18 protein-coding genes and 1 pseudogene are annotated in these 20,549 nt (G+C 62.5%); 5 read left to right on the top strand and 14 right to left on the bottom strand.

The window, feature by feature from the left end; translation table 11 throughout:
• Positions 1-64: 64 nt before the first annotated feature.
• Positions 65-454: a PepSY domain-containing protein gene (locus B2527_RS17130; protein ID WP_293716525.1), complete on the bottom strand. Its 390-nt coding sequence runs from the start codon at positions 452-454 to the stop codon at positions 65-67.
• 193 nt (positions 455-647) lie between these two features.
• On the bottom strand, positions 648-1,682 hold the full coding sequence (gene dusA / locus B2527_RS17125; RefSeq protein ID WP_293716523.1) for a tRNA dihydrouridine(20/20a) synthase DusA: 1,035 nt from the start codon (positions 1,680-1,682) through the stop codon (positions 648-650).
• An 83-nt stretch (positions 1,683-1,765) separates the two neighbouring features.
• Here dusA and B2527_RS17120 point away from each other — a divergent pair, with 83 nt between their 5' ends.
• On the top strand, positions 1,766-2,854 hold the full coding sequence (locus tag B2527_RS17120) for a tyrosine-type recombinase/integrase (RefSeq protein WP_293716521.1): 1,089 nt from the start codon (positions 1,766-1,768) through the stop codon (positions 2,852-2,854).
• 497 nt (positions 2,855-3,351) lie between these two features.
• Here B2527_RS17120 and B2527_RS17115 read toward each other — a convergent pair.
• A pseudogene (locus B2527_RS17115) lies at positions 3,352-3,609 on the bottom strand (SOS response-associated peptidase family protein); the annotation flags it as partial.
• A 219-nt stretch (positions 3,610-3,828) separates the two neighbouring features.
• Here B2527_RS17115 and B2527_RS17110 point away from each other — a divergent pair.
• From B2527_RS17110 to B2527_RS17095, 4 genes are all read left to right on the top strand, one after another.
• The gene (locus B2527_RS17110) at positions 3,829-4,044 is read left to right on the top strand and encodes a hypothetical protein (protein ID WP_293716519.1); all 216 of its coding nucleotides are present in this window, start codon (positions 3,829-3,831) and stop codon (positions 4,042-4,044) included.
• Between the two features lie 120 nt (positions 4,045-4,164).
• Positions 4,165-4,416 (top strand): hypothetical protein, encoded by a 252-nt coding sequence (locus B2527_RS17105; protein ID WP_293716517.1) that lies wholly within the window; start codon positions 4,165-4,167, stop codon positions 4,414-4,416.
• A gap of 104 nt (positions 4,417-4,520) precedes the next feature.
• Positions 4,521-4,964: a BLUF domain-containing protein gene (locus B2527_RS17100; RefSeq protein WP_293716515.1), complete on the top strand. Its 444-nt coding sequence runs from the start codon at positions 4,521-4,523 to the stop codon at positions 4,962-4,964.
• 380 nt (positions 4,965-5,344) lie between these two features.
• The gene (locus B2527_RS17095) at positions 5,345-5,575 is read left to right on the top strand and encodes a hypothetical protein (protein WP_293716513.1); all 231 of its coding nucleotides are present in this window, start codon (positions 5,345-5,347) and stop codon (positions 5,573-5,575) included.
• A 126-nt stretch (positions 5,576-5,701) separates the two neighbouring features.
• Here B2527_RS17095 and B2527_RS17090 read toward each other — a convergent pair whose 3' ends face one another.
• The 11 genes from B2527_RS17090 to B2527_RS17045 form a co-directional block, all read right to left on the bottom strand.
• Complete coding sequence (locus B2527_RS17090; RefSeq protein ID WP_293716613.1) at positions 5,702-6,289, bottom strand: DUF488 family protein; 588 nt, start codon at positions 6,287-6,289, stop codon at positions 5,702-5,704.
• Positions 6,286-6,777: a lipocalin family protein gene (locus B2527_RS19625; protein WP_414717124.1), complete on the bottom strand. Its 492-nt coding sequence runs from the start codon at positions 6,775-6,777 to the stop codon at positions 6,286-6,288. The genes B2527_RS17090 and B2527_RS19625 overlap by 4 nt, the downstream gene beginning before the upstream one ends.
• A 139-nt stretch (positions 6,778-6,916) precedes the next feature.
• Positions 6,917-7,285: a hypothetical protein gene (locus B2527_RS17085; protein ID WP_293716512.1), complete on the bottom strand. Its 369-nt coding sequence runs from the start codon at positions 7,283-7,285 to the stop codon at positions 6,917-6,919.
• A gap of 9 nt (positions 7,286-7,294) precedes the next feature.
• A complete protein-coding gene (locus tag B2527_RS17080; protein WP_293716511.1) occupies positions 7,295-11,836 on the bottom strand; it encodes a hypothetical protein in 4,542 nt (1,513 codons plus the stop codon).
• Between the two features lie 12 nt (positions 11,837-11,848).
• Positions 11,849-15,718, bottom strand: coding sequence for a phage tail protein (locus B2527_RS17075; RefSeq protein ID WP_293716509.1), 3,870 nt, complete (start codon positions 15,716-15,718; stop codon positions 11,849-11,851).
• Between the two features lie 58 nt (positions 15,719-15,776).
• Positions 15,777-16,418, bottom strand: a complete 642-nt coding sequence (locus B2527_RS17070) for a hypothetical protein (protein WP_293716507.1) — start codon at positions 16,416-16,418, stop codon at positions 15,777-15,779.
• Positions 16,419-16,547: 129 nt separating this feature from the next.
• Positions 16,548-17,309: a hypothetical protein gene (locus B2527_RS17065; protein ID WP_293716505.1), complete on the bottom strand. Its 762-nt coding sequence runs from the start codon at positions 17,307-17,309 to the stop codon at positions 16,548-16,550.
• A 1-nt stretch (position 17,310) separates the two neighbouring features.
• A complete protein-coding gene (locus B2527_RS17060) occupies positions 17,311-19,269 on the bottom strand; it encodes a hypothetical protein (RefSeq protein ID WP_293716503.1) in 1,959 nt (652 codons plus the stop codon).
• Positions 19,266-19,478, bottom strand: coding sequence for a hypothetical protein (locus tag B2527_RS17055; RefSeq protein WP_293716501.1), 213 nt, complete (start codon positions 19,476-19,478; stop codon positions 19,266-19,268). Before B2527_RS17055 ends, B2527_RS17060 begins: the two co-directional genes overlap by 4 nt.
• A 77-nt stretch (positions 19,479-19,555) precedes the next feature.
• On the bottom strand, positions 19,556-19,939 hold the full coding sequence (locus tag B2527_RS17050) for a hypothetical protein (protein ID WP_293716499.1): 384 nt from the start codon (positions 19,937-19,939) through the stop codon (positions 19,556-19,558).
• Positions 19,940-20,062: 123 nt separating this feature from the next.
• Positions 20,063-20,542 (bottom strand): phage tail tube protein, encoded by a 480-nt coding sequence (locus B2527_RS17045; protein WP_293716497.1) that lies wholly within the window; start codon positions 20,540-20,542, stop codon positions 20,063-20,065.
• Between the last annotated feature and the right edge of the window lie 7 nt (positions 20,543-20,549).

Here is a 20,549-nt window from a genome sequence, read left to right as displayed (position 1 = left end):
CCCTAGTAACTTGGGCCGGCTTCAACCGGCGTATATATGCGAAACGCGGGACAACTATCGCTGTTCAGGAGTTATCGTCGCGTGGTGGTGGCTCCGACCGGGGGCCACGCGGGCCCGCGCGGGACGGCGCCGGATCATCCATGTAGCGCACGCGGCCGCGGTCATCCATGTATTTGACCCGGTTGATGTCACGGCCATCGTACGGCACACGCTCGGCGCCAAGGATGCGCCCACCGGTCTCGCGTTGCACGCGCCGCACCGCGTCGGACAACGAGCGCTCGCCACCGCGGCTGGGGGCCATCTGGGCCTGCGCTGCACGCATGGCCTGCTCGCCGCCACGCTGGGCTTCCTGGCGCTGCGGCTGCTGGGCCGAGGCCACGAGCACGCCCGGACCGGCCACCAGCACGGTGGCGGAAAGGGCGATCAGCAGACGACGACGGGAAAGCGGATGCATGGGGGTGATCCTAGCGGACTGTGCGGCAACGTTCAAAATCCGTAAAAACCCGCGCTGTAACTTTTTTCACAGGCCTCACGAAATTGAGGCAAATTCTTGATTTTTAGGGGTGAATCCGGTCTGAACCCTGCCCCTGTTCACCCCGCCCCGTTCAGCATATTGACCGGACATATGCCGCCGCCCGCACAGCGGTTCAGGCTACCCGGGCGGCCTGCTCGCGGGTTACCTGCAGGGCCTGCTCAAGCAATTGCCAATCGGCACCGGCACGGTGTGCCCCCTCACTGAGCACCTGGCGGAAGCCGCGCCCGCCCGGCTGGCCATGGAACAACCCCAGCAGGTGGCGGGTGATGTGCTTGAGTGCCAACCCCCTGCCCAGTTGCGCCTCCACATAGGGACGCAGGGCAAGCAGCAGTTCCTCACGGCCCTGCAGCGGCTGGCCGGTCTGTGCACAGTCCAGCGCGTGCAGCACATACGGGTCATGGTAGGCGGCGCGCCCCAGCATCACCCCGTCCAATTGCTGCATGTGCTGCTGGGCGGCCTGCACGCTGGCGATGCCGCCATTGAGCACCACCGGCAGCTCCGGGCGCTCCTGCTTCAACCGGTAGGCCCAGTCGTAGCGCAGCGGCGGGATCTCCCGGTTCTCCTTGGGCGACAGGCCCTTGAGCCACGCATTGCGCGCATGCACCACCACCATCGCCGCCCCAGCCTGCACCTGGCGGTCAACAAAGCCGGCAAACAGCGCGTAATCATTGTCCTCGTCCACGCCCAGCCGGCACTTCACCGTGACCGGGATATCGACGGCAGCCACCATCGCAGCCACGCATTCAGCTACCAGCTCCGGCTCGCGCATCAGGCAGGCACCGAACCGCCCGGCCTGGACCCGATCGGAGGGGCAACCGCAGTTGAGGTTGACCTCGTCATACCCCCAGTCGGCGGCGATGCGCGCCGCCTCGGCCAGCGCCGCCGGTTCACTGCCACCCAACTGCAGGGCCAGCGGGTGCTCAACCCGGTCATAGCCCAGCAGGCGCTCGCGGTCACCGTGGATCACCGCGTTGGCATGGACCATCTCGGTATACAGCCGCGCCCCCGGTGCCAACAGGCGGTGGAACACCCGGCAATGGCGATCGGTCCAGTCCATCATCGGCGCAACCGACAGCCTCAAACCCTCCAGAACGTAAGGCTGGCGGGGCTTCGGGGCTTCTTGCGTGGTGGTTTTGGGCTGCTGCATTTCTATCGTATTTCCGGGGGTTTCCGGGCATTGCCGCCACGGCAGTGCTACATTCGGTGCTACAAAACTGGACATGTAGCACCATGGGATCAATCTTGGCCAGGCGGCGGGCCAGCGGCGCCACATCTTACACGGCGACTATCCGGCTCAAGGCCGAGGGCAAGATCGTACACAGGGAGTCGGAGACGTTTCCGACCAAGGCGCTGGCCAAAGAATGGCTGACACGGCGTGAAGCAGAGCTGGCCGGCCAGCGTGCGCGAGGGGAAACCGTTGGCACCCGAATGACGGTTGGCCAGATGATCACCTGGTATTCGGGACAGATGGCCGACGACAACCCGTGGGGCCGCTCCAAGACGGCAGACCTTGCGCGGATCGGCGACGGGGCTATAGCGGACATGCGGGTTGATCGGCTCACGCATGCCGACTTCATCGCATACACCCAAGGGCGCCGAAAGGAAGGCGCCGGCCCAGCCACTGCCGCCAATGACCTCATTTGGCTGCGCCAGGTATTTCGAGCGGCCAGAGTCGCACTGCGCGTACCGGTGCCAATGCAGGAGTTGGATGACGCTGCCGAGTACCTGCGCCAACAACGCCTTATCGGAAAGCCGAAGCAACGCGATCGCCGCCCCACGGCCAACGAGTTGCAGATGCTCGACGCAAACTTCAGCCGCCGCGACGTCCGTGCCGAGATCCCCATGCGCGACATCATGTGGTTTGCCATCCACAGCGCACGACGTCAGGAAGAGATCACCCGCCTACGCTGGGATGATCTAGATATCGACAAAGCGGTTTGCCGACTGCGCGACGTCAAGCATCCCACTCAGAAGCTCGGCAACCACAAAGTCTTCAAGCTGTCCAAAGAGGCACTGGAAATTATTGAACGGCAGCCACGACTGCAGCAGCCGGATGGCGAACTCAATCCGCTGATCTTCCCGTTCGAGCCAAAGTCAATTGGCGCTGCGTTTACCCGTGCCTGCCACGTTCTGGAAATTGCGGACCTTCGATTCCACGACCTGCGGCACGAGGCGACCAGCCGCTTGTTCGAAGCTGGGTATGGAATCCATGAAGTCGCACTCTTCACGCTGCACGAGAGCTGGGCAACGCTCAAGCGATACACGAACTTGCGACCCGAGAATCTCCAACACAAAGCAATGCCAAGCAGTCGCGGGTGAGGGGTGCCGCTTATCGGAAACGAAGATGCTTGCGCATCAACGGATCTGCGCGAGCGTGTGCCTTTGGTGAGCCCCGCCCCTTCTGACGCTGGCGTTACCAGTGCCGAGATCACGTCTTATTGGCAAACTCATGCCCCCCTACTCACGACTGCCACCTCAGCCTGTTGTCCGCACCGGCAAGTTGCGTTTACTACGACACTCTCGCCGTAGCTTTGCAACTGGGTTTCGAGAGTGAAACCGACAACGTGTAGACCACCCCAATACCCAGGCCCGTACTCGTGCGCGGCAGTTTTCTCCACGCGTCCACACACAGAGCACGAAAGTTCGTAGCGAGTTGAATCGATTATTCCCATTGAGCGCAGCCGAGTAGTCAAACACCAGCCAAAGCTACATCAGCCACACGGAGCGCGCAACGCGTAACCTTTTGTTTTTACTATATTTGTAACCATAAGATTACGCTTGGCTGACGATAGTGCAACGAGTAGATATCAATTCCATCACGCCGCGATCTTGTGCTCGTAGAACGGGTGCCGCTTGTCATCGAATATCGCGTACAGCGCCTGCAGGTCGGCAGGGTCTGGATTGAGCCAGGCCTGCACATGCTCGGGCTTGATGTTGATGATCGTGCGGTCGTGGCCAGCAGCGGCAACTTCGGGCTCAGGGTCATCCGTGACCGCCGCGAAGCAGAGCATGTCCGGCTCGACGCCATCAGGGTCAACCCAGTTCGCCCACAAACACGCAACGAACATTGTTTGAACTGAATACTGCCCGGTGAAGATGATCCTTTCGGGCGTCAGCCACTGCAGAGGGCCGTCAGCGGCCTGCTTGCACGCCTATGAAGCAACTACACGAAAGTTGAGGCCTGACAGCCACGCTGAATTGGGAGAGTGAGACTTCGAGCGCCGGTTTAACACGTCGGTCAGGCTCGTGGGCCTACCGTGAAAAAAACAGGGGCAGGATGCACCGGAGGGCGTATGGGATACAGCGCGCAATATCTAACCGACGACGAGTGGATGAGCCTGCACGACGCCTACTTGGCAAATGGATGTGGACCGGTCTTCTGGCAGGTCTACCAAGAGCTTCAAATCACGGCACTGAAAAGGACAGGCGATTCCTGTGTAAAGGTCGCCAATGAAATGGCCAGAATTGCTGAAAAGATGGGCGCAACCAGGAACGCGCTGTTCGTCTAGAACAATGTGACGCGCGTCGCCCTCGGATTGACGGCTATTTCACTATCTCCCCTCAATGATCTCACTGATCTCCGAGCCAGGTCGGAGAGGCCCTCACCTATACCAACGTGGAGAACATTCATGGGATCTGTTGCGATGTGGCTGGAAGGACCCGGACAAGAACGTCGCTCGGTGAAGCTTTTATCTACCGAATCGAAGCACTTGAAAGCAGGGCTCAGCGACGGGATCAGGTTCTCTCGTCCCCGCGGCCAAGATATAGAACTGCGCACTCTGATAGACGAAAGCGGAAAAATTGCGAAGCAAACCGATTTCGACGGATTCAGGTTCAAGTACCAAGACTCCGATATCCAATGGAGTCTGGTATTCGGATGATGCGAAGCGAGCCCGGATAACCACCCGGGCTCTTTTTTTTGAAGGCTTCACAACGCCCCCTCATTTGTGCAACTGTGCGCATCCTTTACCCCTGATCGTTTGCCATGACCTACAAGGCAGTTGCGTACATAAGCACGGCTATTTCGGGGTTGACCGCAGACCAGTTGGACCACCTCTTGGTCGACGCGCGTGCCCACAATCAGATTGCAGGCGTGACGGGAGTTCTGCTGTACGACGGAAAGCGGTTCTTCCAGTATTTCGAAGGGCCAACGGAAGGGGTTGAACGCATCTACGGTCGGATACGCTCATCGGCTTTACATCACGACCTGATAGAGCTTCACCATTACCCCATCGAGTTCCCTTACTTCACACAATGGAACATGGGTTGCAAAGAGGTAGAGGACAGCGTGCTTCAGAAGATCAGCACACAGCATTGGATGCGTGAGGCCGATCATCTCCAGGAGCTTGATGGCGAAATCGGATCGCCAGCACTCCACGATCTCGTCGAGTTTTGGTCTCAGCTGCAAACTGAAGCTACTCCTCCGTAGCTCCTGGCCGTGGGGCGCGCAACCTCACAATTGCCGGGACTCAATCATATGCTCCCAACCATCGCGCAACGGCTCGGCGAGGTAGTCGGAGGGCCCATAAAAAAGCCCACCAATCGCCGGGAAACGACTGGTGGGCAGTGGTGAGTTTTGCTCACCCGTCATGCGCAGCTACTTCTGAGGAGGGCGGCAACCCGCAGCTGCTGAGGACATATGTACTTTCCCATTTCACCACTTAAAAGGGCATCAGGGAGCGTGAAGTCATTGTGACCGGGTAAGAGACGCAGGTTCCAGAACAACAGTACGGGCCTATGTCTTCGCATACCGGTAACCAACCGTGTGCCCAGACTGCGAATACAGGGGCATCCATCGGAGATGCATTCGTGAATGATTTGCAGATGTTCCTTGAAGGGCCTGGCTTGGAGCGCAGGCCTGTAACACTGTTCGCCACCAGTAAGGTTTCAATTGTCACCCGCTTCAGGGAAGCTTCAACGGTAGTGGATGGCCAAATCCTCGTAGACGCGGATGGGCAGATGGCAACGCAGGTGGACGTAGACGGTTTACGCTACCAATTCCAGCGTTCTCCCGTCATTTGGTCACTGCTGTACGGATAAAAAAGCCCGGCGTACCGGGCCCGGTTCTACTCCCCAGTAGAGGGGGCGGATCATGACCACCGCCCCCAATTCAGTCAAGCATTCCTGCGAAGTCCGAGCGGAGATAGGCGGGCTTGCTCTGAAGGCCTAAAGCAAACCGAGCTGCAAAGGGGGATATATAAGGTCCTCGCCTGCCACTTGAGCCATCGGATTGAGGTGGTGCGATTCAGGCGCTCGTTCGGTCTGGATATGCAGGACTTGGTACCCCCGGTGTACCAAGAGGTCCGAAATCAAGCGCCGATGGCAGCGCCACCACAACAGCTCTGCACACATCAGCGCCGTGCGCCCTTGCGCAGCTGCAGCCAAGGCTTGCTCTAGCCCGTTCGCAAACTCCGCGCTGGCCATGTGATCCGCATACCCCTGGAATGACGAATTTCTCCACCCGCCGTTCGGCGACCCCGGCAGCACTGATCGCCGCCCTCCTAATTGAGGAATCCACTTGTAGCCAACGCCGTCCCGAGGCAACTGCTCGCTCATCGCGTCGCGACCGAACCAAGGAAACTTTCGAGAGCCAGGGAACCGCCTGACGTCAACCAGCGTGGTGATCTCGTGGACTCGTAGGACTTCCCGAAAAGCCTCCCAAGTGCGTGTGGAATGACCTACCGTCCAAAGCACCGAGGCCCCATCGCGAGGAGCCCGCTTGGCGCTGCCGTAGGCTGGACCCGCAGCATTCATAGCGGCGCTTGACACCCCGAATGAATCGGCCACACGAGGCTCTCTGTGTCAAAGCCCTGGCACTCAGCTATCCGCAGCCACTTGCGTGCTTCCGATGGCTCCATCACCGGACTTCGATGCAGAAGCACTAGACCTTGTCGTCGCGCCTCGCCAATTAAAGCCGTTCGGTAATCAACGTCAACCTTGATCACGAACACCCTGCCGGAGAGAAAAGGCAACCAATGCAATGTCTCCGGATAGGAAATATCCAAAAGTGACCCTGAGGAATCTTGCGGCGTGGCCACCCCGTGGAAGGTACGGCTCCCCAGCACTGGATGATCGAATGAACTCAGCAGATCAATGGAGCCATCTGCGCCGCGTGAATGGTCTACAAGCACGTCTCGGAGGCCCTTATCGTCAGCACTCTGAGGTTTACGGCAGATTTCGTACCAGCGCCCCATATATAGATCCAAATCTACGTACGGCGCTCGCCACAGTTCCGTTTGCACAATGCTCTCTCCTTGTTAACCTCAAGTCATTAGGACTTCGCTGTCCGAAACGGACTGTGACGGTTGACCCGCAGGAATTCACAGAAGCCACCGACCCTCTGCTGATGGCTTCACCGTAAAGGCGACCTGACGACCTGAGTCAACCTTCACTATCGCCGCCCGTTTCAATCCCAAAATGGGCCGCCGCCCGGTGCGTGTACGCCGCCTTGATGCCGGCCACGATCACTGCGGCCGGCAATGGCTCAGCCGCCCCCACGTAGTAACTATCCCCCAGCACCTGGGCAATCGAATTCTCGATCACGGGGCCCAGGCTTTCCGCCCGCTTCACGTTCCCAATGTAGTGCCACCACTGCGTGTGCCAGAGCACTTTCCCTTCAGTGCTAGGCGAGCCGTCCTCGTTCGGCGTGAAAAAGATCTCTGCACGCCGACAGAACAGCACGTCACGGTTGTTCTCGTCGTAGACGCGCTGCACGTCTCCCTGCTCGTTGAGCTGGACCTCTGACTCCATTTTCTTCCCTCATTGCTCTGTGGCGATGATCGCCAAATTTTGGGTGGTAGTGATCGAGTTGATCGTCCCAGGATGCGACACCGACTGGGATGTATAGCCCGTAATTACAGCTCGATAGGTGACCTGCTGCCCCGCGGGTGAAGTATCGTTGACTGTGAGCGCACCACCCCACCGCGAGTTCGCCCTGTCGGGCGCGTCGCCCTCGTTGAAAATATCCACCATGCCCGCAGCGTTGAGGGTTTGCCAAAGCGTCTCTGCTGCCGACCCGATCTTCCGATAGAGCCTGATCGTGGCGGTGTTTTCCCCGGCCCCTGCAGTGAATCCGGAAGTTCCGTATGCATTGCTCACATAGGCCATTGTTCGGCTGAAGCTCAGGACGACGCTTCGTGTGTTGCCGTTTGTGTCGAACGGGCCATTGATCAACTCGGTTCCAGTTGTCACCGTCGTAGTGGTTTGGACCGCGTTCTTCAAAGTGCCTGCAGACAATGAGCCGCCGAAGTAGCCGCCACCAGAGGTATCGAGGTGGAAAAGACCATTCGACTTATTGCAGTTTGCCGCGCCCACGTTGGGCCCATACCACATCACCAGGTCACCAGAACCGAACGAATGGCCCAGCACCAACTGCGCCGAGCCCTTCCATATCCGCAGGTAGCCGTCCAGCCACTCCATGCCCATCCCGGTCAGCTTTGAGACGACCCGGAACACGCTCGCCAGAATGCTGTAGCTGCTGCGAACTCCATCGTTCTCGCTGACGGTGCCGCTGATGTTCCCGTCAACATCCAGTACGTTTGTGACCTTCGCGCGGGCAATCTCTCCCTCTTCTCCGATAAGCTCCGCACTCACGTCATCGACATACACCGCAGTGTTGGCGTTGTTGTTCAAGCACTGCATTGCGAACTGCATGATCGTCACACCGGTGGGAACGGTGTAAACCTCTGTCAACTTTTGCCATGTTGATGAGAGCGAGGTAACCGGAGAGGACGCTCCGATTGCCACGTAGGGATTGGTGCCATCTGTCCGGTACGTCCGGGCACTAACTCGGATGTAGCCAGCACTTGTCGGCACCCAGCCGGTAATACGTGCCCAGTACGTCACACGAATTTTCTGCCCGGTCTTGACCCTCAACCATGAGTTGTTGAACACGCTGGCAGCCGATGCGATACCAGGGTTGAACCGAAGGCTACGCAAGCCACTGCGATAGGTGTCTGCCCAATACTGCGCCGTCGATGGCAAGTTGTAGCTGGGTTGGTCCACAGCTGAAGACGAACCCCAGCCCTTACTACCCTCAAACCCCCCATCCACGAGGCCAATGCTGTTGGTCGTTGCGGAGACTTCTATCAAGTTCGTGATAGAAGCGTTGGCACCCTCGGCAGTGGCTTTAACTTGCGTCAGTTGCGTTGCCACTGCACCGGTAGCAGTAGCTGCCGCGGATTCTGCCGCAACGACGCGCGCTTCGTTCGCCAGCTTGTCACTACCGGGTGGCAAGCGTGCCTCGATGGTTCCGGTTCTTGTACCAAGCGCCTCATCACGGCTAACCGATGCACTATCCACTGCACTAACCGATGCGGCAGTGGCAAGCGCACCACTGCCAGCTGGCTGGCGTGCTTCGACAGTACCAAGGCGCGTGGACACCGCAGAAATGTCCTGACCCTGTTGGGTCACGGTGTTGGATACTGCCGTCAGACTCTGCGAGATTGCGGCCCCGGTGGCGGTTTCTAGATTCACCTGAACGTCGTCAAGCAACAACACGCCAGCGGTTAGGCCCTGGACATACAGAATCACACGCGCGCTCGCCGCACCTGCGAGTGGGGTGTGCCACCCGGACACTACGTTCTGCCCCCATTGCCAGGTTCCACCAGTTGCCGTGAACCACGGGATATAGGAATTAGCAATCTGTGCACCGTTTGCATCGTAGTAACGCAAACCGATTCGCACCTGCGTACCTTCGGGTGGGGCCCCGGCCGTCCTGGAATCAAGCGACAGCCAGATGCGCTTAACACCCTGTAGTGAGAACTGCTGTGCGTTATACATGATGCGGTTTGGCGCATCAGGCCCACCGGACATGCGCACGGAGTACTTGCCCTGGGCAGCGTAGCTATCAGTGAGCGTGGTAGCTGCAGGCAGCGCATTATTGCTGCCGAGAATGTCAGTCCCCCAGCCGATGTTTCCAGCGACGGTTTCAAAGGATGGGTTCTGCACAGCGATAACGTTGCCGATTGCCGCAGACAGCTTGGAAATACTGTCAGCGTTTGCTGTCACCTTGCCGTCAACAAGCGCGACACTTGCCTGCACCGCATCAACTGCAGCACCTGTTGCCAAGACGCCAGTTCCTGACGGAACCCGCGCTTCGACGGTCCCAAGGCGCGTGGATACTGCAGAGATATCTTGCCCTTGCTGCGTCACGGTGTTGCTTACGGCAGCAAGACTCTGTGCAGTAGCGGCGGCGGTATCACCAACCTTGCTCACTTGAACATCGTCAACCGCCCACGCGCCAACGGTATGATTGGTTTGGATGTACAGGATTCCGTAAGCCGTACCGGCAGGCGGCTGCGGCAACTTACCAACAACTTTTGTCCACCGCGCAACTGACGTGTTTTGTTGGGCCGTTGTGGCAACAGCACCATTACTGGTCCCGTCAGCTTTCCGCCACGAGATTGACAAGCGTATATACCCGTCCGGCGTTGAACCTATTGAGCCGCACCAGAACGACACATCTACATCATCGCCAACAGCGACGGTGAGCTTGGAACGGTTGTAGATCGCACCTTGTCCACCGCCATTGATACGCAAATGGCGTGCGCCACTGTGCGGGTCCGTGGTGACATAGCTGTAGCCCGTGGGGATCGTGTCCTGGTCGGACGACGCCGAACCATTCCAGCCGGTATCCAGTTCGAACGAAGGGTTGAACAAAGTCAGTGCGGAACCAACAGCTGCGGTCAGCCGCTGGATACTGTCAGTGTTTGCGGTGACCTTGCCATCAACCGTGTTGACGTTCGCCTGCACCGCATCGACAGCCGCCGCAGTTGCCAGCGGCCCAGTACCAGCAGGTATGCGAGCTTCAATTGCAGATGTGCGCGTTGCGTTGGCTTCATCACCACTCACACGCGCGGAAGCCTCTGAAGTTACCGATGCTTCGGTGGCCACTTTGCCGTTACCGGCTGGCATACGCGCTTTCAGGCTCGAAACGTCGGTTGCGATGACACCTTCGGCGGCGATTCGAACTTGGCGTTCCTGATAGAGCAAGCCAGACTGCAGCTGCGCCGGATCGGTGCCCGTGTAGTTGCCACGAACCTGCACGCCAAGCGTAGTACGCTGCGTGGCTTCGGCCGCATCACCATTGATACGTGCAGTACGTTCCTCCTGCAGCGCAGCAGCAGAAGCACCAGGCGAAGGACGGCCCAGCGCAATCCAGTCGTATTCGACATAGTTCCCCGCACTGGTCATGCCCGAGTACGGATAGATACGCACGCGCGTAACACCCGCAGGCCAAGGAATGTCCTTTACATCGATTGTGGCAATGCCGTTTGCGTCGAAAGTGGGCTCAGGGATAAGCACCTGCTTTGCGGTGTCGTAGGTCTGATCGGCAGCGGTGATCCAGCGCAGCCAACCACGCCAAACGCCGGGGTTGCCAACCTTTCGCATACGGAACTTGACGTAGCGGTATGACGTTGAGTCAAAGGTAAGCAACGGCGACTGCACGTTCTGCGTGGAGTTGGCACTGAAATCAGGACGCAGCCAACCATCAACAACGGTGATTCCCGAACCGCTTATCGCTGTCCAGCCTTCCGCAGTTGTGTCGAAATACCAGATGCCGCCACCGGTGTCGAACTGCTCACCCGTGCCCGCACTGATCGTTGCAATCTGGCTGGCAAGCGATGTGTCGGCAGTCTGTCGCAACGTCGCTTCGTTGGTGATCTTCGCGTCAAGGGCAAGCTGCGCATTCAGCAGGTTATCTGCCGAGGCAGCCGCAGACGCGTTGATTGCGTTGGAGCGTGCAGTTGCTTCGGCTGCAATGGCGGCAGCGCGTGCAGTTTGTTCGGCAATGATCGCGCTGGCACGATCCGTCTGTTCCGTAGCGATAGCTGCCGCACGCGCCGTAGCCTCATCCGCAACGGCTGTCGCGTTCTCCAGGTCACCTAGGAGCCTCTCTTCCTTCTCCTGGTCCAAGGCATTCTGCCGAGCCACCAGCTCAGGGGTGCCGACGACAATGTCGCCCTGCCCCGGCTTCCCCCGCACGCTCGGCGTGATCCGAAAGAACCAGGTCTGCCCCCTGCCATCGGAGTACAGGTAGCGCGTTTCGGTCGTGCGGGCGATCTCCTCCCAAGGCCCCGTCTCCGTCGGGCCGCGCTCGATGATATATGTGACGAGCGCGCCGCCGGACTCCACTGCGGACCACTCCAACAGCACACCGTCAGCGACAGGCGTGACTTCCGCGTCCGTGACCGGGGGCACGACCGCTGCCGTATGCACGACGGGGAACCACGCCGCCTGTCGTGCAGGGGATGGTGTCTGGGCAGGGAGTTGCCCCGCGCCCAGATCGATGAGAGTCACATATCGCATGTCTTACCTTGCGTTGAGCGATGCGTTCAGGGATTCGCGCTTCTGGGTTGCCGCAGCGCCTTGTGTGGTGTTCAACAGCTTTTGGAGCAACTGGTTCTGCTCGCGGAGCAATTGGCTCTGCTCATCGAGCTTGGCGTTGGTCTCCTTCTGGACCTCCTTTCCTCCGGCGGCTACCTCGAAGATGGCTTTCCCGAAGTACTCCGGTAGCGCCTCAATGGCATCGGCCAGCTGCCCCATAGAGGTTCCATCCTCCAGGTCAAGGTCGCCGATCTTCATGCCGTCGATCATCGACGTGACGCGGCCGTACAGGTCGTTGTAGTCCTTCCCACTGGCGTACAGATTCCGACCGAAGCCGAGCGCCGCCTGTGCCGCCTGCTGGGCCGCTTGGCTGTCTCCCTTGGCCGTGGCGTCCGCCAGGGCCTGCATCGCCTCGGAGAGCTTCTCCTGGTCCGTCAACGGCGATAGATCACTGATCGACAAGCCGTACTTGATGTTCTTCTTGTCGGCCTCGATCTGCGCCTGGAGCTTGCCCATCTGCAGCGCGCGCAGCTCCTCGATCTTCGCCAAGTCCTCCGCCCGGGCGCCGGACAAGCCGAGCGCCTTGGCGTAGTCGTTGGCCGACTTCACCTGCTGCCGATACGTGCGCTCGATGTTCAACGCCTGCTGCTGGTAGCCCGACAAGTCCGCCGTCATTACCTGCGTGGCAATGTCCGCCATCAGGGTGCCGTAAGACTTCGCCGTGCCCGCCAGCCGGGTGTAGGCCGCGCTCAGGGTTTCATCAGCCGCCTGCATCTTCTCCGCGTAGTCGGTGAGCGCGGACAGCCCGATCCCAGTCCACAGGTCAAGGCCGTTCCTGGCATCCACTGCCGCGGTGACGAAGAAGTTGGCGCCCTCCTCCAGCAGCTCCGCGGACTTGCGCCAGTCCTCGGCAATCTTGCTGGCCTGGCCGTCGACCTTCCCGACCGCGGCAATGGCCTGCTCGGCGGCGAGCCGCTTCTGGAAGGTCTCGGCGTCCTCGTCGTAGCTCTTTCCCAGGACCGTCGAGCGCGAGCCGGTGACGTTTCCCTTCCGGTCGTACGTCTGGGAGAACGAGCCGCCCACCAGGGCCGCGGCGTCCTGCCGCAACGTCACGCCCAGCTGCTTGGCATACGCCGCCAACACCTCGTGCATGCCGGCGGCCGCGTCGCGGGCTTCCTGCCCTGGGTCCACGTCGATGGTCCGACGCTTCTTGCCGCCGAACAACGCCTTCTGCCGGCTCTGCTCGGCGGTGGCCGAGGCGACGCCGCCGGCCTCGCTTACGTCGATGGTCTGCTGGCTGCTGTCGGTCTTGTATTTCGTACCGAACACCTTGCCGCCGCTGATCTTGTCCACGACAGCCAGGGCCGCCAGCGCCCAGCCCACCACCGGCACCCACGAGGCCGCGCCGATGGCCCCCATCGCGCCGGTTGCGCCGGCCGCTGCGCCAGCGCCAATGCCACCGATGCCGACGCCAGCACCGATAGCCCCCATCCCACCCGCAATGGCACCACCCACGCCGAGCCCCAGCGCGCCGTAGGACGCGCCGGCAAGGACGCTGGACATGCCCCCGCTACCGCGCTGCGTGAGGCCGTAGTAGGCGCCCAGCAGGCCAAGGCCGGCACCTGCATAGGGGAGCCCGCCGGCGAACTCGCCGGTCAGCAGCGACTTGCCGAACCACCCCATGCCTGGCGGCATGCCGAAGCCCGAGCCGCCACCACCCAGCGCTCCGGCCACGCCGCCAAAGCCGTACATCCGGCCCTGGAAGCCGCCGAAGCCGGCGACGTTGTTACCGAAGCCACCGATAGAGCCGGCAGCGGCACCGATGGTGGAGCCGATGCCAAGGCTTCCAATACCGGCACGCTGCGCCCCCTGCACGATGCCGCCGGCAATGGTCGAGCCCAGCCCGGCGTAGCCGGTACCAGCACCCGCGAAGCCCTGCCCCGAGAGCATGCCTTGGATGGCCTTCTGGATCGGGTTCACGAACTGCTGCTGCAGCCCGGTGCGAACCACATCCCACCATCCCCGCTTGAACACGTCCTTCAACTCGGAGAAGAAGTCCTTCGCGTTTTTGATCTGGCCGTCGAACACATCGGCGAAGGTATCGGCCACGCCCCCGGCCGCATCCACCGCGATCTGCTGCCAGTCCTCAGTCGCACGCGCCGCCTCCTCCATCTCCATCGACACGCCGGCCAGTGCTCGAGCACGCGCGATCAGGAGGGCGATTTCATCCTCGCTGAACTTGGCGCCGGCCTCCATCACGCGGTTGATCTGCTCCCGCATGTCGGCCTCGTTCTGCATCTGGCGGCGGTACAGCTCGCGCGCCGGACCGGCGACTCCCAGAAGCTGGACCTCCTGCTCCATTGTGGAGAGCAACGCGGCGGGCGCTGCCTGCGCCTTCTCGATCTCCGCCATGGCCTTGGCGTAGGTGTTCGCGCTATCGACCATGAGAACGCTGGCGTCAGCCTGTTCGATGTTGTGCGTGTTCAGGAGCTTGTTGATTTCCTCCATGCGCAGCTCGTGTTTCACCATCGCCTCCGCCAGGGGACCATCCATCGCGGCGGCCGCCAGCTTGGCCTCCTGCCTGTAGCGCTCCATGTCTTCCGCTGCCGCGTTGGTCGCTGATTTCGTCGGCTTGTCGGGCTTCTCGGGCTTGGGCTTGAAGAACGATTCCGGCATCGCATCCCGGTCCGACACGTACACGCGCATCTTGGACGGGTCGCCGAAGACTGATTCGTTGAACTCGATCTGATCGCGCAGCTTGGCGGCGCGCTCGCGGAGTTCGGCATCCGAGCTGCCCGCAATGCCCTGGGCGCCGACCAATCGGGCCGGCGTGGTTGCAGCGCGCGCGGCCAGGGCGCCGGCAACGCCAGCAGCGCCGCGCCGACTGGCAAGCTCCGCATTGACCGCTTCCAGTTCCTTCCGCTGGGCCGCCAGGTACTCGCCGCCCATGGCGTTACCGAAGCCGCCCAGCTGCAGCGTCACCAGCTCCTGGAGCTTGCTGTAGGCGTTGCCGGCTGCGGAGGCCAAGCCAAGGATGCCGGTCGTGGCCTCGATCACGCCCGTGGTGATGGTGGTCATGCCATCCTTGAAGCCCTGATCCGTCACCAGGTCCGCGAAGTCCTGCATCGCCGGCAGCGCGCCCTCAGCCACCTGCACCTTGATGCCGCGGAACGCCAACCCCGCTTCCGTGGTCACGTCGCGAAGCCGCGCCAGCGCCTTGCTGGTGTCGCCGTCGATGATCGCGCCGGCCGACGCTGCGGCCTGAGCCCAGCGGTTGAAACCCTGCCCGCCATTGCGCAACAGCGGGATGAGGGCGGTGGTGTCCGATGCCATCGACTCCAGGTAGAAGCTCATCTTCTCCTGGCTGAGCCCGGCCTTCTCCAGCGAGTTGAAATAGAGCTGCAGCCCCTGCGGCCCGGACAGTCCCCGGAACGCCTCTTTCGTGATGCCGATCTTCGGGGCCACCTGGTCGAAGAAGTCCTTCATCCCGCCGCCGCCGGTGGCAAGGAACTCGCCTACCTTCTCGTTGAAGTCCTTGAACTGGTCGGCGAGCTTTTCCGCGCCGACGCCGGCGGTCTCGGCGCCGACCGCCATGCGCTGGAACTCAACGGACGTGGATTTGGAAACGCTGGCGAAGTTGTCCATTTCGCGGCTGAGGGTGGCGACCTCGCGCGTCCAAGCCATGGTCGCCGTTGTCCCCGCCACGATTGCCGTCCCAATGGCCGCACCGGCCACCTTGGCCGCCGTAGTGAGGCGAGCCATGTTCCGCTCCGTGAGGCGAACCGCCTTGCCGGAATCGCGTTCGAAGCCCCCCGTTTTCAACAGCAGGTCAATAGTAAGGGTGTACAGACTCATATCGTATCCAATAAAAAAGCCCGCTCTACGCGGGCCCATGGTCGCTTGATTGAAAGGACTACCCTCGCGGCTTCATCCTTTGCGGATCGAAGCCGTCTATATCAAACTCGAAAATCGGGCTACCTCCGTGATAGATATTCACCTCGATGAGCATCTTTTTTGATGCGCGAATCTTTCGCTCAAGGCTCGCATACCCTCTCAGAAAGACCGCTTCCGTGCTTCCATCTTCCGCCCTGCTTGCACCGACAATAAATGGCTTCTCATCATCAAATCTAACTTTGACCGAGCAGCCATCCCAGCTACTGCACGGAATCTGACCACGCTCGATAGAAAATATTACATCCCGCCCCCATCGTGGGTGATTGCGGAGACCAATCCGGCCGCGCTGAGCCCCAGCATATGGAAAATCCAGGGAAATTGTGTTGCTGCTGGCGACGCTCGCAATCGCCATACTTTCACCACTCATCTTGTCCGCGTCAAAACGGTAAGCCCATTGCTTTCCGATACTGGCGATGCGTTCCGCCTCGTTTATCGCTGGTAGCATCGCACGCGCTGCATTCGCTGCATCACTACCAGGGGCTACTAAGAGGATTGAATCAACGGCGGTTCGCCTTGACGCGGGGTCCATCTCGGCGTTGTTTACAACAGCCGTGAGTGTTGCGAGCTGAGCGGCAATCACCTCAGCCGAATCTTGCGCCACGGCACCTTTCCCGTCGGACGACCTCTCGCCACTACATGCAGCCAACAGAAGTACTCCCGCAATCATCGCCATTATTCGCACAGCATCCCCCTTTACCATTCCTGTCCGTTGGTCGGGGCATGGTGCCACCTACGCGGGCACTTCCTCAAACTCCAAGTAGCCCGAGAAGTACCGGCCGCTCACGTTCTCCACGCTCCAAGTGTTTGACGCAGCGCCGTAGATCGCCGACCGGGCCGCCAGCGCCGGATCGATGGGGCCGCCCTTCGTCCGGCTGTACTCCGGCACGATGCAGCCTCGGCGGCGCCCCTGCAGCGCCAGCACCACCGCATCCCAATCCGTGCCGGCTAGGCCGCCGTTGTGCGCCACCTCGGTGGGCCGCACCGACAGGTTGCCGGTGAAGCGGCGATAGCGCGGCCCTTCCACGGTGTTGAGCTGGGCGCCCTTCGTCCGCGTGTGGACGCTGGTGTCGATGGTGGCAACGGCCCAGCCGTCGGCGATGCCCACGTCCACGGCGCGCAGGACTACGATCTCGCCCACTTCCACGGTCGTCGCGGTGGTGTCGATCCCCAAGGACACCGACGCCACCGATGCGGTGCCCGTCAGGAACAGCCAGGCGCACACCGATCCATCGGGGAGACGCACGGTAACGCCGCTGGCGCCGGCGGCCGAGATCGGCACGCCAGGCGGCAGGGACAGGCCCAACAGCGCGACGATGCGCGGCACGATGGTGCCGGAGAAGGTGATGTTGATCGACAGCGCGCCAGTCCTGGCGATGCGCGCGCGTCGAGCCGGCTTCCCGTCGAACAGCGCGGCGCCGGCGTCGGCGGTCAGCCACGCGCCCCCAACCAGCGCCACCGACTGGACAGCCGGCATTCCGTACCCGATCAGCATTTCAGCCCCACACGTTGAGCACCACGTCCCCCGTGGCCGGGTTGCGCTCTACGCTGCGCACGAGCACGTTCTTCCCGGCCGGCAGGCCGTACCGCGGATAGGTGATGCGCCCCACCTGCCCCGGCTGCACCGTCAGCTCCTGATCGCCGCGGATCGTCAGCACGTAGAAGTGCCGCATCACCGCGTACAGCCCCACGATCCGGTCGGCCTCGGCCTGCGCATCCGCCTGCCGCCAGAACAGCGACACGAACGGCGCGGCCACGTCCGCGTGCCGGTAGTGCGGGTGCAGCGGGCCGGCGGCGTACACCTGCCCCCGGAACAGCGCCGTCAGCTCGTCGCGGCGCGCCTGCGGCACGTCCACCACATCGGTGACGAGATCGCCCGTGCCGAGCGCCTGGGCGTTCGGGCGGTAGGCGAACCGGCGGGTCAGGTTCGGCGCATCGTCCGGCAGCGCGATCAGATCCTCGGCCAGGTCGCCGGCGATGATCTCGAACGCCGGCACCGCCACCGACTCAGGCGCAACCACCCGGGCGACGCGCAGCACTCCATCCGCAGCCTGGTACATGCCGGCGCCGTAGCTCGGCAGGATCGCTCCCAGCGCCGCACGCGCTGTCACGGCGTCGCGGGAGTAGTACCCCACCCCGCCGTAGCGGGTCGCCGTGTCGATGCCACTGGCGTCGCCTGCAGCCCATGCCGCTTTGCCGAGCCGGCCGAACACGTCACCCAGCGCCTGCCGCAGCGTCGCCGGCTGCTGCCCGGTCCCGATGCTGGACACGTCGGCGACCACCGGGCCGACCGGCGGCGACTGCATAAGCAGCTGCTGCCCGCCCGGCGCGAGCTGGAACGTGCCCGGCTCCATCAGGTCGCCGCGGTCCATCACCGCCGACACGCTCATTGGGCCATCGGCCAGGAACAGCGCCGAGCCATCGGAATTGGCGCCCAGCGCCGGCACGCTTGCCACAGCCCCGATCACCACCGGCTGCGCACTCCAAGCCAGGCCGGGGATGTTCGGGAGGAACACCGCACGCGTGATCGGGTCGTCCAGGTCCGCGTGCGCGTCCAGCAGCGCCAGCCGCTTGTCGCCGTCGCCGGCGATCTCCACGCGATCGATCACGAACCGACCCACGGCCACGGTGTCGGCGAGCATGCCGCCCGCCGGCCCCTGCCGGATGGACACCGGCTGCCCGGCGCCGCCCGACAGGGCCAGGTCATCCAGCAGCCCGTCAGCGTCGTGGACAAGGCAGTCCGCTACGGTCGTCTGCGTGGCGCTGCCGCCCCAGACCCAGAAGTCGAGCGCCGACATGATGGTCACGCCCTCGGCCAGCAAGCCCTCGTACCGGGCGTTGGCTGGGGTGTCGCCCGGCGCGGTCAGAAAATCCGCATCGGCGATGCTCGGCGCCGCGGTGGACGGGCGCCGCAGGGGCCAGCCCGACGCCGCCGCCGGCCCGCTGGCGACCCACTGCCCGGCGTTGACCGCAAGCACCAGGCCGCCCGCCTTGCTCGCGCCCAGCGACGCGGCGAAGTACAGAGGCCCAGCGAGCGCCGCCGAGCCGGCGTGCACCAGCGCACCATTGCGGTACAGGCGCACCGTGTTGGGCGAGCCGATGACCAGCTCCACGCCCACCATGTCGCCCTTGAGCACCAGCGGCAGGCCAGAAGCCACCGTGGCGCCGCCCACGCGCAACGTGCCGGCGGCCAGGTTCCAGCCGATGCCGCCAGCAGAGCCCAGCACGGCCGACAGCGACGCGCCGGCGTTGACCACGCCCACGACCGCCTGCAGGGCATCGTCACCCCATACGGCGAACTCCACGCCCACCGTGCCAGCGTCTTGGGGAATGTCCGACCGCGCCGTGCGGTTGATGTCGGCCGCCGCCGTCGTGGCTAGGGTCAGGCCGCTATCGCGCGCGGACAGCGCCGGGCCGATGGGAACGGCGGCGAACCGCCCGAAGGTCTCACTCATAGGGAATCGAACCATGCCTGCGCGTCGTCCTCGTCCAGGACGGGCACCAGCGAGTCGAGGTAATCGGCCAGCTGGCGTTTGGTGCCGGCCGGGCTGTGTGCGGCGACGGTGTAGGCCACAAGCGCGGCGGGCTTCTGGTGCAGGCTCACCGGGTCAATGGGGTTCCGCTTGTGGAACTCCCACATCTCCAGGAACTGGCGCCGCGACATCGTGGCGCGCAGCTCTTGGACGGGCCGGTGGTACGTCACGGACAGGACGCACCAGAACCACTCCTCGCCCTTGCGGCTTAGGCGTTTCCCGCCTGCTCCGCCGCCGCAGCCGCCTTCTCACCGAAGCCGGCGTGCTTGAGCGCCACGTCCTGGAACTTGGCAGCAACCGGCGGCTTCAGGCGCGCAGCGTCCTCCACCGACATGATCGCCTTGCCATCGGCATCGCAGATGGTCGCCGCGATCAGCTTGGCGCGGTCGCCATCGGCCCACAACTTCCGGAACTCCGCGTCGGGCAGCTCACGAACGCAGAACTCAGCGGTCACGCCGGGGCTCAGTTCGATGGTGTCCGGGCGCACGTCCGGCGAAGCGAACATGCCCAAGTCCTGGAAGGCATTCAGGAGGGACTTCGTGACGGTGGTGTCGATCACCGCCGGGGTAGTGGTTTCGTTGGTCTTGCTCATGGCCGTTTCCTTGTACTGGCGGCAGACCGTGCGGGCCGCGCACCGCGAACACGCGGAGGTTCCGCACGATCTGCCAAAGAGAAGGCCCGCCGAAGCGGGCCGGGTGCATGCCGTAGGTGCCGGTTACGGGCCGGCCGGCGGGCGGTGCGTGGTGACGGCACCGGAGCCGCGGATGGTGATGGTGGCCTTCCACACATCGTTGTCCTGGCTGGTGACGGCGAAGTTCTGCACGAAGCCGTCGAACTGTTTGGACAGCACGTCGGTGGGCGGGGTGATGATGCCGCCGACAGCAGCCGGCTTGGCCGCACCCTCGGTTTCGGACAGCGGCGCAGTGACGAGCCAGTTCACGACAGCACCGGTCTTGTGCAGTTCTTCCAGCTCCTCGTGATCCACGCTGTCGTAGATGATCTCGATGCTGGTGCTGCCGGTCTGCTTGCGGCCTGCAACGAACTGATCCCACTCGTCGTCATAGTCCGAAATGTCGATTTCGGAGGCCTGACCATCGGGGAAGCCGACGCTGCGCAGGCGGGTGACCTTGATCACTTCGGTGGCCGCGATGGCGACGAACAGCTGGGAATGCTTGGATTTGATTACCTGACCCATGGGGTTT

It is taken from the genome of Stenotrophomonas sp. UBA7606 (assembly GCF_002477705.1).
Classification (GTDB): domain Bacteria; phylum Pseudomonadota; class Gammaproteobacteria; order Xanthomonadales; family Xanthomonadaceae; genus Stenotrophomonas.
The sequence above is the reverse complement of the archived record's forward strand: the minus strand, read 5'-3'. Positions and strand labels throughout refer to the sequence as shown.

Coding starts and splice junctions, on each gene's coding strand:
- B2527_RS17130 (WP_293716525.1), bottom strand. CDS start 454: ATGCATCCGCTTTCCCGTCGTCGTCTGCTGATCGCCCTTTCCGCCACC.
- dusA (WP_293716523.1), bottom strand. CDS start 1,682: ATGCAGCAGCCCAAAACCACCACGCAAGAAGCCCCGAAGCCCCGCCAG.
- B2527_RS17120 (WP_293716521.1), top strand. CDS start 1,766: ATGGGATCAATCTTGGCCAGGCGGCGGGCCAGCGGCGCCACATCTTAC.
- B2527_RS17110 (WP_293716519.1), top strand. CDS start 3,829: ATGGGATACAGCGCGCAATATCTAACCGACGACGAGTGGATGAGCCTG.
- B2527_RS17105 (WP_293716517.1), top strand. CDS start 4,165: ATGGGATCTGTTGCGATGTGGCTGGAAGGACCCGGACAAGAACGTCGC.
- B2527_RS17100 (WP_293716515.1), top strand. CDS start 4,521: ATGACCTACAAGGCAGTTGCGTACATAAGCACGGCTATTTCGGGGTTG.
- B2527_RS17090 (WP_293716613.1), bottom strand. CDS start 6,289: ATGAATGCTGCGGGTCCAGCCTACGGCAGCGCCAAGCGGGCTCCTCGC.
- B2527_RS17085 (WP_293716512.1), bottom strand. CDS start 7,285: ATGGAGTCAGAGGTCCAGCTCAACGAGCAGGGAGACGTGCAGCGCGTC.
- B2527_RS17075 (WP_293716509.1), bottom strand. CDS start 15,718: ATGAGTCTGTACACCCTTACTATTGACCTGCTGTTGAAAACGGGGGGC.
- B2527_RS17065 (WP_293716505.1), bottom strand. CDS start 17,309: ATGCTGATCGGGTACGGAATGCCGGCTGTCCAGTCGGTGGCGCTGGTT.
- B2527_RS17060 (WP_293716503.1), bottom strand. CDS start 19,269: ATGAGTGAGACCTTCGGGCGGTTCGCCGCCGTTCCCATCGGCCCGGCG.
- B2527_RS17055 (WP_293716501.1), bottom strand. CDS start 19,478: ATGTCGCGGCGCCAGTTCCTGGAGATGTGGGAGTTCCACAAGCGGAAC.
- B2527_RS17050 (WP_293716499.1), bottom strand. CDS start 19,939: ATGAGCAAGACCAACGAAACCACTACCCCGGCGGTGATCGACACCACC.
- B2527_RS17045 (WP_293716497.1), bottom strand. CDS start 20,542: ATGGGTCAGGTAATCAAATCCAAGCATTCCCAGCTGTTCGTCGCCATC.